The sequence below is a fragment of the Collimonas sp. OK607 genome (assembly GCF_900111995.1).
Taxonomy (GTDB): Bacteria; Pseudomonadota; Gammaproteobacteria; order Burkholderiales; family Burkholderiaceae_D; genus Collimonas.
In genome coordinates this window covers 101,510-113,892 of the sequence record NZ_FOKF01000006.1, presented here as the reverse complement: position 1 = coordinate 113,892, position 12,383 = coordinate 101,510, and the positions used below count along the sequence as shown (strand labels likewise).

Annotated in this window: 9 protein-coding genes; all 9 read left to right on the top strand. The window is 57.6% G+C overall.

The window, feature by feature from the left end:
* Positions 1-112: 112 nt before the first annotated feature.
* The 9 genes from BM029_RS06555 to BM029_RS06515 all read left to right on the top strand — a co-directional run bounded on the left by BM029_RS06555 (position 113) and on the right by BM029_RS06515 (position 12,359).
* Positions 113-1,186 (top strand): LysM peptidoglycan-binding domain-containing protein, encoded by a 1,074-nt coding sequence (locus BM029_RS06555; protein WP_092433771.1) that lies wholly within the window; start codon positions 113-115, stop codon positions 1,184-1,186.
* Positions 1,187-1,293: 107 nt separating this feature from the next.
* On the top strand, positions 1,294-2,406 hold the full coding sequence (gene dprA / locus BM029_RS06550) for a DNA-processing protein DprA (RefSeq protein ID WP_371329086.1): 1,113 nt from the start codon (positions 1,294-1,296) through the stop codon (positions 2,404-2,406).
* A gap of 146 nt (positions 2,407-2,552) precedes the next feature.
* The gene (locus BM029_RS06545) at positions 2,553-3,032 is read left to right on the top strand and encodes a Smg family protein (protein ID WP_092413911.1); all 480 of its coding nucleotides are present in this window, start codon (positions 2,553-2,555) and stop codon (positions 3,030-3,032) included.
* A 275-nt stretch (positions 3,033-3,307) separates the two neighbouring features.
* On the top strand, positions 3,308-5,950 hold the full coding sequence (locus tag BM029_RS06540) for a DNA topoisomerase III (RefSeq protein WP_092433767.1): 2,643 nt from the start codon (positions 3,308-3,310) through the stop codon (positions 5,948-5,950).
* A gap of 200 nt (positions 5,951-6,150) precedes the next feature.
* On the top strand, positions 6,151-7,329 hold the full coding sequence (locus BM029_RS06535; RefSeq protein WP_092433765.1) for a pyridoxal phosphate-dependent aminotransferase: 1,179 nt from the start codon (positions 6,151-6,153) through the stop codon (positions 7,327-7,329).
* Positions 7,330-7,557: 228 nt separating this feature from the next.
* Positions 7,558-8,514 (top strand): sugar ABC transporter substrate-binding protein, encoded by a 957-nt coding sequence (locus BM029_RS06530; RefSeq protein ID WP_092433763.1) that lies wholly within the window; start codon positions 7,558-7,560, stop codon positions 8,512-8,514.
* 118 nt (positions 8,515-8,632) lie between these two features.
* The gene (locus BM029_RS06525) at positions 8,633-10,228 is read left to right on the top strand and encodes a sugar ABC transporter ATP-binding protein (RefSeq protein WP_092433760.1); all 1,596 of its coding nucleotides are present in this window, start codon (positions 8,633-8,635) and stop codon (positions 10,226-10,228) included.
* Positions 10,229-10,267: 39 nt separating this feature from the next.
* The gene (locus BM029_RS06520; protein ID WP_092433759.1) at positions 10,268-11,233 is read left to right on the top strand and encodes an ABC transporter permease; all 966 of its coding nucleotides are present in this window, start codon (positions 10,268-10,270) and stop codon (positions 11,231-11,233) included.
* A 133-nt stretch (positions 11,234-11,366) separates the two neighbouring features.
* Positions 11,367-12,359, top strand: coding sequence for a LacI family DNA-binding transcriptional regulator (locus BM029_RS06515; protein ID WP_092433757.1), 993 nt, complete (start codon positions 11,367-11,369; stop codon positions 12,357-12,359).
* Positions 12,360-12,383: the final 24 nt, after the last annotated feature.

Below are 12,383 nucleotides of genomic sequence, written 5' to 3'. Positions count from 1 at the left end.
TATGGGCAAAATTTGATTCACTATGGCAAGTTTTTTGCTTTGCCTCGATCACAGCCGTGGCGACGAACCAGCTTGTAAGCGCCAATTTAACGCAGTATTCACCGGAAACAATATGAAAAAGTTTAGCACAGCTGCACTCCTTCTTGCTTTAAGCACCGGATTTGGCTTCTCGGGCATGGCTCACGCCCAAGCCGCCAAGACCATGCGTTGTGAATTTTTAGCCAACGCTCCGGATCAGCATGTAGTGGTGCGCGGCGATACGCTGTGGGGAATTTCCGGAAAATTCTTGCAACATCCGTGGTGCTGGCCACAAGTATGGGGCTTGAACAAGGACCAGATCCGTAATCCGCATTGGATTTATCCAGGCCAGATCGTTTATTTCGACCGCGCCAACGGCCGCCTGCGCCTTGGTAATACCACCAGCGGTGAACCTGGCGTGGTGAAATTGTCGCCTCAAACACGCGTGCAAGGTATCGGACGCGATGCGATCACCGCCATTTCGACCGATGCCATCGGCCCTTTCCTGTCGCAACCGCTGATCATCGAAGGCGATGATTTACACACTGCACCGCATATCGTGGCGGTCCAGGATGGCCATCTGAATCTGGGTAAGAGCGATAAAGCCTATGTACGTGGCGACTTGGGCGACGCTACGGCGTTCCAGGTTTTCCGTCCCGGCAATCCGCTCACGGATCCGGATACCGGCAAGGTCATCGCCAATGAAGCGCTGTACCTCGGCACCCTGAAACTGGAGCGCAGAGGCAAGACTCCTGACGAGGCGGCGACATTCAGCGTGGTCGACACCAAGGAAGAAATGCAGGTCGGCGATCGCATCATTCCACGGCCGGTCGAACCGATCCTGAATTATGTGCCGCATGCACCGGCCAGCGAAGTCAACGCCCGAGTGGTCTCGGTCTATGGTGGTGTGGCAACTGCTGCGCAGAACCAGATCCTGACCATCAACCGCGGCAAGGCTGACAATATCGATATCGGCACGGTGCTGCAACTGTACCGTTTCGGTAAAACCATTAAGGATCCGGACGATCATAACAACAAGGTCAAGCTGCCGGACGAACAATACGGTACCCTGTTCATTTTCCGCGTGTTCAACCATATTTCGTATGGCCTGATCATGGAAGTCCAGAACGCGGTCGATATTGGTGACATCGCCAGATCGCCAGAATAAAGGTAATTGCTGTTAATAAAGATAATCTTCATGACGACGGCGGCGGGATAAACTGCTGTCCTTCCGCTGCAACCAATGCAATCGATGTAGACGAACTGGCAGCCTGGTTGCGTCTCGAGCAGACTGCCGGTGTCGGCGCGGAAACCGCGCGCCGGCTGCTGGTTGCCTTCGGTTTACCCGCAAACATTTTTTCTTCTTCCTTCTCGGCCTTGCACAAAGTCGTGCCAGAGCGGATTGCCTACGCCTTGCTGGCGGCGCCTTCGGATGCTGTCCTGGCACTGACGGCAAGGACGCTCGAATGGTTGGAGCAACCCGGCAATCAGGTATTCACCTTGGCCGACAGCGCCTATCCGCAAGCCTTGCTGGATATTACCGACCCACCGCTCATGTTGTACGTGAAGGGGCGTGCAGAATTGCTGACGCGGCCGGCCATGGCCGTGGTCGGCAGTCGCAACGCTACAGCGCAGGGCATCGCCAACGCCGATCGTTTCGCCGAAATCCTCAGTCAGCGTGGCCTGACCATCATCTCCGGCATGGCTTTGGGAGTGGATGCAGCTGCGCACCAAGGCGCTTTGCGCGGGGCTGCAGGCAATCCTGACGGCGGCAGCACGGTGGCGGTAATCGGTACCGGCGCCGATATTGTTTACCCGGCGCGCAATCGCGGCCTGGCGCATCAGATTGCCGAGGCCGGTTGCATCGTCAGCGAGTACCCGCTGGGGATGCCCGGTATCGCTGCCAATTTCCCGCGCCGCAACCGCATCATTTCGGGCCTGGCGCGCGGCGTGCTCGTGGTTGAGGCCGCAGCGCAGTCCGGCTCGCTGATCACTGCCAGGATGGCGGCCGAGCAGGGGCGTGATGTGTTCGCGATTCCCGGTTCGATTCACTCGCCGTTATCCAAAGGCTGCCATCAACTGATCAAGCAGGGAGCCAAGCTGGTGGAGTCGGCGCAGGATATTCTGGAAGAGCTGAGGCCTTTGCACGGGGTGGCGGCCACTGTTGCAGCAAGCGCTCCTGCGACACCGGTCGCCGCGGCTGTCGGTGGCGCCGGTCAGGAGTTGCAGGGGTTACTTGCCGTACTCGGGTATGATCCGGTCAGTTTCGACGTTTTGGCGGAGCGCAGCGGCAACGATGTAGCCAACCTGAGCGGCCAGTTGCTTGAGCTGGAACTGGCTGGGCTGATTGAAGTTTTGCCCGGTGGAATTTATCGCCGTATCGGCTGATTCGGGCGGCATTGCATAAATCCTGCGATACTTGTATACGTATACAGGATGGTCGGAAGCACCAGTTTGTCGTTGTTTTCACGGTTACCGTTGTACTTTACCTGTCTTACCTTGTCATATTCTTACCTTAGCGATACAGTAGAACCATGTTTGAAGTCCTTGTTTATCTGTATGAAACTTATTATCGGCCCGACGCCTGCCCTGAACCGGAGGCTTTGGTCAAGAAGCTGTCGGCCATCGGCTTTGAAGAAGACGAAATCACCAAGGCGCTCGGCTGGCTGACCGACCTGGCAGAAACCAACCACGAGTTCGCCGATAAATACCCGCAGCAAACCGCTTTTTCTTTTGGCATCCGCATTTATGCTCAGCAGGAAATCGACGTGCTGGGCATTCCTGCGATCGGTTTCATCCAGTTCCTGGAGTCGGCCAAGATGCTCAACCCGGTGCAACGCGAGATTGTCATTGAACGCGCGTTGTCTGTCAGCGAGACGCCGGTCCCGCTCGATAAACTCAAGGTGATCGTGTTGATGGTGCTATGGAGCCAGGGCAAGGAGCCGGACGGCTTGATGTTCGACGAACTGTTTATCGACGAAGACGACGATCCCGAGCCACGCCAGCTGCACTAAACACTGCTTACACCTGCCGCAGGCTGGCCAGACCGCAAACCGGGTCACGGCGCTTGCGATTTTTCCAACAACCCGCTTATCATTGGCCGCATTAATGCGGCGCAGGCTGTGAAATTTGTTGCAAGTTACTGCAATGAGTTTGCTGATGGGTTTGCTGATATATTACGGGTGATTTCCCGTCGGCAACTAAATTTACAGGCTGCCACTTACGTGCACAAGCAAAAACATGCGCTCTTTATCCTTAATTTGATGCGCGTAACTTTCGAGACAACACTATGAGCAAGACCCTCATCATTGCTGAGAAACCATCTGTCGCGAACGACATCGCGAAGACGCTCGGCGGCTTCACCAAGCACGATGAGTACTTTGAATCCGACGAATATGTTCTGTCCTCCGCGGTCGGCCATCTGCTGGAAATCGCCGTTCCTGAAGAATACGACGTCAAGCGCGGCAAATGGACTTTCACCCATCTGCCGATGATTCCGCCGCACTTCGCGCTGAACCCGATCGCCAAGACCGAGTCGCGCCTCAAGGTGCTCAACAAGCTGATCAAGCGCAAGGATGTCACCGCACTGATCAACGCCTGTGACGCCGGGCGTGAAGGCGAGCTGATTTTCCGCCTGATCGCGCAATATACGAAAGCCAAGCAGCCGGTCAAGCGGCTCTGGTTGCAATCGATGACGCCGGGCGCGATACGCGACGGTTTCACCCATTTGCGTGAAGACAAGGACATGTTGCCGCTGGCCGACGCCGCCCGCTGTCGCAGCGAAGCCGACTGGCTGATCGGCATCAACGGTACGCGTGCCATGACCGCCTTCAATTCGAAGGAAGGCGGTTTCTACCTGACCACCGTCGGCCGCGTGCAAACGCCGACCTTGTCGATCGTGGTCGACCGTGAAGAGAAGATCAAGAAGTTCGTGTCGCGCGATTTCTGGGAAGTGCGCGCAGAGTTCGTCTGCGCCGCCGGTATTTACGAAGGCCGCTGGCTCGACAGTGCGCACAAGAAGGATGAAACCGATCCGGAAAAACGCGCCGAGCGCCTGTGGAGCAAAGCTGCCGCCGAGTCCATCGTTGCCGCCTGCCGCGGCAAACTGGGCAACGTGCGCGAAGAGTCGAAGCCGACCACCTCGATGGCGCCGGCGCTGTTCGACCTGACCAGCCTGCAGCGCGAAGCCAACTCGCGCTTTGGCTTCTCAGCCAAGAACACGCTTGGCCTGGCGCAAGCGCTGTACGAAAAGCACAAGGTACTGACCTATCCGCGTACCGACTCGCGTCACCTGCCGGAAGATTACCTGAGCACCGTCAAGCAAACGCTGGAAACGGTGTCGGAGAACAATAACTATCAACAGTTCGCTGCACAGATCCTGAACAAGGGCTGGGTCAAGCCGAACAAGCGGATCTTTGACAACACCAAGATCAGCGATCACTTTGCGATCATCCCGACAACGCAGGCGCCGAAAAATCTGTCGGAGCCGGAGCAGAAGCTGTACGACCTGGTTACCCGCCGTTTCATGGCAGTGTTTTTCCCGGCCGCCGAGTTCCAGGTCACTACCCGCTACACCGAAGTGTCCGGCCACCAGTTCAAGACTGAAGGCAAGGTCATGACGAATCCGGGCTGGCTGGCGATCTACGGCAAGGAAGCCGCGGATGAAAAGGATCCGGAAAACAGCGGCACGCTGGTTGCCGTGGCCAAGGATGAAAAGGTCAAGACCGACAAGATTACAGCCAACGGCCTGGTTACCAAGCCGCCTGCGCGCTACACTGAAGCGACCTTGCTGTCGGCGATGGAAGGCGCGGGGAAATTGCTGGACGATGGCGATCTGCGGGAAGCCATGGCCGGCAAAGGTCTCGGTACGCCAGCGACGCGCGCTGCCATCATCGAAGGTTTGCTGAACGAAAAGTACCTGCTGCGTGAAGGCCGGGAAATGATACCGACCGCCAAGGCATTCCAGTTGATGACCTTGTTGCACGGTCTCGGTGTGGATGAATTGACCGAGCCAGAACTGACCGGCGAATGGGAACATAAGCTGTCGCAGATCGAGCGCGGCACCATCAGCCGTGAAGAGTTCATGCGCGAAATCGCGCAGCTGACCCAGATCATCGTCAAGCGCGCCAAGGAATACGATAACGACACCATCCCTGGCGACTACGCAACCTTGCTAGCGCCGTGTCCGAATTGCGGCAGCGTGGTCAAGGAAAACTATCGTCGTTTCGCCTGCACCAAATGCGAATTCTCGATGAGCAAGACGCCGGGCAGCCGTCAGTTTGAAATTCCTGAAGTCGAGGAATTGCTGACTAAGCGCACCATCGGTCCGCTGCAAGGGTTCCGTTCGAAAATGGGCCGGCCGTTTGCCGCAATCCTGAAAATCAGTCGCGACGAAGAGATCAAGAACTTCAAGCTGGAATTTGATTTCGGCCAGAACGATGGCGAAGGCGAAGATGGCGAGGGTGTCGATTTCACCGGTCAGACCGCGCTTGGACCATGTCCGAAATGTGGCAGCGGCGTCTACGAAATGGGCTTGGCTTATGTTTGCGAAAAGACTGTAGCCAAACCGAAAGCTTGTGACTTCCGTAGCGGCCGCATCATTCTCCAGCAAGAGATCTTGCCGGAGCAAATGGTCAAGCTGCTCAACGATGGCAAGACCGATCTGTTGCCAGGTTTTATTTCGCAGCGTACGCGTCGTCCATTCAAGGCCTTCCTGGTCAAGGGCAAGGATGGCAAGGTCAGCTTCGAGTTTGAAGAACGCAAAGCCAAGGCGCCAGCCAAGGGTAAGGCGAAAGCAGCTGTAGTCGAAGGTGAAGATGGCGAGGCAGCGGTGGTAGCGAAGAAGCCGGCAGCTAAAAAGCCCGCGGCAAAAAAACCGGCGGCTAAAAAGGCAGCACCCAAGAAAGTTGTCGCCAAGCGTAAAGCTGCATAAGCGTTGATTTACTTTTGAAGAAGCCGCTCAATTGAGCGGCTTTTTTTATTGCCGCTACGATCACTCGACGACTGGCTTGGTGATTTCGCCGTGCCACAACTCCGCATGCTTTCGGCTACACTTCCTGTCATGCACCGTTGTCGCGGACCAGCTTTCGCCCGCATTGATTTCCGCTCAATTACCGCTTACCGGATATTGCCATGCCTCTGGATCATCCTGCTGTCGCCCGCGCCGTGGTGCGCCAACTTGAAGCCTCGCGCATCCGCGAGGTCGCCAACGTCGGCATGGGCCGTGACGACGTATTGCCGTTCTGGTTCGGCGAGCCGGACCAGGTGACCCCGAGCTTCATTCGCGATGCGGCCAAGGCCGGGCTGGATGACGGCGACACGTTTTACACCCACAACTATGGCATCCCGCCTTTGCGCGCAGCGATTGCCAGTTATTTATCCGCTCTGCACCAACCGGTCGACGCCAGCAGGATAGCGGTCACGTCTTCCGGCGTATCGGCATTGATGGTGTTGTCGCAGCTGATCATCAACCCCGGCGACCGGGTGGTGGCGGTAACGCCGCTGTGGCCGAATGTCGCCGAAATCCCGAAAATACTCGGCGCCGAAGTAGTGCGCGTGGCCTTGCAGTTCGGCCAGACCTGGGAGCTCGATCTGCAGCAGTTGCTAGACGCCTTGACGCCGGATACCCGCGCCGTCTTGCTGAATTCGCCGAACAATCCGACCGGCTGGGTCATGCCGCGCGAGCAGCAGGAAATCGTGCTGGCGCACTGCCGCCGGCACGGCATCTGGATTGTTGCCGACGACGTGTATGAGCGGCTGGTGTACACCGAGCACGCCGATGCACCGCAGTGTGCGCCATCCTTCCTGGACATAGCTACTGCCGAAGACAGGCTGATTTCATCCAACAGTTTTTCCAAATCCTGGCTGATGACTGGTTGGCGGCTCGGTTGGCTGGTGGCGCCGCCGACCCTGATGACGGATATCGGCAAGCTGATCGAGTACAACACTTCTTGCGCGCCGGGCTTCATACAACGCGCCGGCGTCGTCGCCATCGAGCGCGGCGATGAAATCATCGGCAACACGGTGGCCCGTTATCGTGCAGCGCGTGATTTCCTGTATCAGCGCTTGAATGCCTTGCCGGGGATTACTGCGCCGCGGCCGAAGGGTGCGATGTATCTGTTCTTCCGCGTCGACGGTGTCGACGATAGCCTGGAATTGTGCAAGCAACTGGTGCGCGATGCCGGACTGGGCCTGGCGCCGGGCAACGCTTTTGGTCCCGAAGGCGAGGGTTATGTCCGATGGTGTTTTGCCAGTTCGCTGGAGCGCCTGGAAGATGGCGCGCAACGCCTGGAGCGTTACCTGTCGGCCTGATCAGGACTCGGCTTAAAGATCAAAATCTTTTCAAATTAGCATTCCGGGAGCTTCATTGTCGTTTTGTCAAGCAATGCGGCGACCTTGAATTTTCCCCGGATCTGGTGCTATCATCAAAACGCGCAAACGTTTGCGCGTTGCAAATGGTGGCATGCCGATCCGAACGGATATGCCGTTCAACGACGCATTTAATAACCGCAGTTAATAAAAACTTTCAGGAGACTTTCGATGAATACCCGTATCCGCCTCAAGCTGATTGCCGCCACCGTTCTGGTCTGCGCCTTGCCGTCTCTGCCTGCCATGGCGCAGACCGCTGCCAAACCTAAGGTTGCGCTGGTGATGAAATCGCTGGCCAATGAATTTTTCCTGACCATGGAAAACGGCGCCAAGGAGCACCAGAAAGCCCACGCCGCGCAATATGACCTGATTGCCAATGGCATCAAGGACGAACAAGACACATCGAACCAGATCAAGATCGTCGAGCAGATGATCGTTTCCAAAGTCAACGGCCTGGTGATCGCTCCCGCCGATTCGAAAGCGCTGGTGCCTGTCATCAAGAAAGCCATCGACGCCGGCATCATTGTGGTGAATATCGACAACAAGCTGGATGACGCAGCACTCAAGGAAAAAGGCATCACGGTACCGTTCGTAGGCCCGGATAACCGCAAGGGCGCCAAGCTGGTCGGCGACTACCTGGCCAAGCAAATCAAGAAGGGCGACAAGGTCGGCATCATCGAAGGCGTGTCCACCACCATCAATGCACAGCAGCGCACCCTGGGCTTCCAGGACGCCATGAGCGCGGTTGGCGCGAACGTGGTTGGCGTGCAATCCGGTCAATGGGAAATGGCGCCGGGCAACCAGATTGCTGCCGCCATGCTGAATGCGCATCCGGATATCAAGGCATTGTTGGCTGGTAACGACAACATGGCCCTGGGCGCTGTTGCCGCCGTCAAGGCTGCCGGCAAGACCGGCAAAGTACTGGTGGTCGGCTACGACAATATCAACGCCATCAAGCCGATGTTGAAAGATGGCCGCGTGCTGGCGACAGCCGATCAGTTTGCTTCGCAACAAGCGGTGTTCGGCATCGAAACGGTATTGAAGGCGATCGCCGACAAGAAAGCCCAAAACACGCTCGGCGGTACTGTTGAAACCAAGGTCGCGCTGGTGACCAAAGACAGCAAGTAATTAGCGGTAACTGCGCAACGTAATTGCGGGACAGGGTTGAAGAGCCGCCAAGCCAGGCGCGTGGCGGTTTACCCTGTTCCCAATCAGCTTAAGTACAGCTGTCATGGTGGAGGACAGAATGTCCAACGAATACATTGCGGCGCATCAGTCTGAGGTGCGTGCCGCTGCATCTGAAGTTCCCTTATTAAGTTTGACCGGAATTGGCAAAACCTACGTCGAACCGGTATTGAGCGACGTCTCAATCAGCATCAGCCCGGGTCAGATACTGGCCCTGACCGGTGAAAATGGCGCCGGTAAAAGCACGCTGTCGAAAATCGTCTGCGGCCTGGTAGATGCAACCACAGGCAGCATGCTGCTTGACGGCCAGAGTTATCAGCCGGGTTCGCGCAAGGAAGCCGAACATCTCGGCATCCGCATGGTGATGCAGGAATTGAACCTGATTCCAACCCTGAGCGTTGCCGAAAACCTGTACTTCAACCAACTGCCGCATCGCTTCGGCTGGATCGACAAGGCTGCACTGGCGCAGGCTACGCGAGTCCAGATGGCGGCGGTGGGCATGGCCGATATCGATCCCTGGACGCCCGTCGGCGAACTGGGTGTGGGTCATCAACAAATGGTGGAAATTGCGCGCAACCTGATCGGCAGTTGCCGCTTGCTGGTGCTGGACGAACCTACCGCCATGCTGACCAATCGTGAAGTCGAATTACTGTTCACGCAGATTGCGCGACTGCAGTCGGAAGGCGTCGCCATCATCTATATCTCGCATCGGCTGGAAGAGTTGAAGCGGGTTGCCGACCGTATTGCCGTATTGCGCGATGGCCAGCTGGTATGCGATGACGCTATCGGCGGCTACAGCACAGACGCGCTGGTGCAGCTGATGGTCGGTCGCGCCGCGGAAGCCGAGCTTGACCTTGGCCATCGCACCATTGGCGCACCTTTGTTGCGCGTGCGTGATATTGGCCGCGGCGCAGTGGTTGCGCCAACCTCATTCGATTTACGTGCCGGTGAAATTCTAGGCGTCGCCGGCTTGATCGGCTCCGGCCGTACCGAATTGCTGCGCCTGATTTTTGGCGCGGATCGTGCCGATCAAGGTGAAGTATTCATCGGCGATCAAACGCAAGCGGCGAAAATTTCATCGCCGAAAGAAGCCATCGCAGCCGGCATCGCCATGATCACCGAGGACCGCAAGAGCCAGGGACTGCTGCTGTCGCAATCGATCGGACTCAACACCACGCTGGCCAAGCTATCTTCTGTCAGCAAGCTCGGAGTGCTGGATCAGCAGGCAGAAGCCGAGGTTGCCGACGATTACATCAAGCGCTTGCGGATCCGCTCGCGCAACGGCCTGCAGGCAGCGGGAGAACTTTCCGGCGGCAATCAGCAGAAGGTGGTTATCGCGCGCTGGCTATATCGAGATTGCCCGATCATGCTGTTCGACGAGCCGACCCGCGGCATCGATATCGGCGCCAAGTTCGATATCTACAAACTATTGGCCGAACTGTCGCGGCAAGGCAAGGGACTGCTGATCGTTTCCAGCGACCTGCGCGAACTGATGCTGATTTGCGACCGCATCGCAGTGATGAGCGCCGGCAAGCTGGTCGACACCTTCGAGCGCGGCGAATGGAGTCAGGAAAAGATCCTGGCGGCAGCGTTCAGCGGCTACGTGAATGGCAGCGGCAGTGATCCTGCAAACTCGACAACTGCGCAAGCCGCCTAAAGTGCACCTGAAGCACTGCAATCAACATAATCGAAAATCATGACAACTCTCTCTTTTACCCGAAGCATGTCTGGCCTGAAGAATTACCTGGGCCTGGTCGGTGCGCTGCTTGCCATGTGCGTGCTGTTCTCTTTCTTAAGCGAAAATTTCCTGACCGCCGCCACGTTTACTACTTTGTCTAACGACATTCCGACATTGGTGGTGATGGCAGTCGGAATGACGTTTGTGCTGATCATCGGCGGCATCGACCTCTCGGTCGGCTCGGTGATGGCGCTGGCGGCCTCGGTGCTGTCGATGGCGATGGTGCGCTGGGGCTGGCCCTTGTTTGCGGCCGCGGTGCTGGGTGTGTTCGTGGCTAGCCTGTGCGGCATGGTGACCGGTTTGATTTCGGTCGGCTGGCGGATTCCTTCGTTCATCGTCTCGTTGGGCGTGCTGGAAATGGCGCGCGGCCTGGCTTATCAGGTCACCAATTCGCGCACTGAATATATCGGCAGCGCGGTGGACGGTATCAGCTCGCCGATCTTGTTCGGTATGTCGCCGGCTTTCCTGTCTGCCATCCTGATCGTCATCGTCGGCCATCTGGTATTGACCAAGACGGTGCTGGGGCGCCACTGGATCGGCATCGGCACCAATGAAGAAGCGGTGCGTTTGTCCGGCATCAATCCACGGCCTAGCAAGGTGCTGGTGTTCGCACTGATGGGTTTGCTGGCTGGTGTCGGCGCGCTGTTCCAGGTATCACGGCTGGAAGCGGCCGATCCGAATGGCGGCGTCGGCTTGGAATTGCAAGTGATTGCGGCGGTGGTGATCGGCGGCACCAGCCTGATGGGTGGGCGCGGTTCGGTGATCAGCACTTTCATTGGCGTGTTGATTATCTCGGTGCTGGAAGCGGGCCTGGCGCAAGTCGGCGTCAGCGAGCCGATGAAACGCATCATCACCGGACTGGTGATCGTTGCGGCAGTGGTACTGGATACTTATCGCCGCCGCGGTGAGCGTTCTACCCACTAATCCATACATAAGCGAGTAGGGTGGGCACTGGTGCCCACGCGGAATTCCCACTCCGTTTAATACGGCAACGCGTGGGCAAAAGGACCTGCCCACCCTACGACTGATATACGCATTTGAATATTGAGTAACTAATATGGCAACCATCAAGGATGTGGCGCGCACGGCCGGGGTTTCATACACCACGGTTTCGCACGTCCTGAACCACACCCGCCCGGTCAGCGACGATGCCCGGGCGCGGGTGCTGGCGGCGGTGGAATCGCTGGCCTATGTGCCTAGCGCGCTGGCGCGGTCCCTGAAAAGCAAGACTACCGGCAGTATCGGCCTGATTATCCCGAACAACACCAATCCGTATTTTTCGGAAGTGGCGCGCGGTATCGAAGACAGTTGTTATGCCGCAGGCTACAGCGTCATCCTGTGCAACTCGGACGACGACCCGGCCAAGCAGCGCGACTATCTGAATGTGCTGCTGACCAAGCGTTGCGACGGCCTGATCGTGGCTACGCTGGCGCAGACCGATGGCGAACTGTTGCGCAAGATGAAGGTGCCGACCGTGCTGCTGGACCGTGCGCCGAAAGACATGGCGATCGATCTGGTGGCGGTCGACAATGCCGCCGGCGGCGCGCTGGCAGCCGCCCATTTGCTGGGTCTGGGGCGGCGTCGCATCGCTTGTATCGGTGGCCCGCAAGACATCGCGATTTCGCGCGAACGGATTGGCGGCTTACGCCAGACTTTGCTGGATGCAGGTGTCGAATTACCGGAAGCCTTGCTGGCCTATGCCGATTTCACCAGCGCCGGCGGTTATCTGGCGGCACGCAACCTGCTGGCTTTGCCGCAAGCACCGGATGCGATTTTCTGCTGTAACGATCTGATGGCGATCGGTGCTTTGCGTGCTGCCGCGGAGCGCGGTATCGCGGTGCCTGAAGCGCTGGCGGTGGTGGGCTTCGATGATATCGACCTTGCGCAGTTTGTCCATCCGACCTTGACCAGCGTGGCGCAGAATACCCGCAGGCTGGGACAAATTACCGCCGAATGTCTGTTGCAGCGGATTGCAACGCCAGACCGTCCCTTGCAACGGATTTCAATCGCGCCAGAACTGCACATCCGCGACTCGACTGTAAAGTCGTGACGGCTTGAACTTTAGTAATCCCTG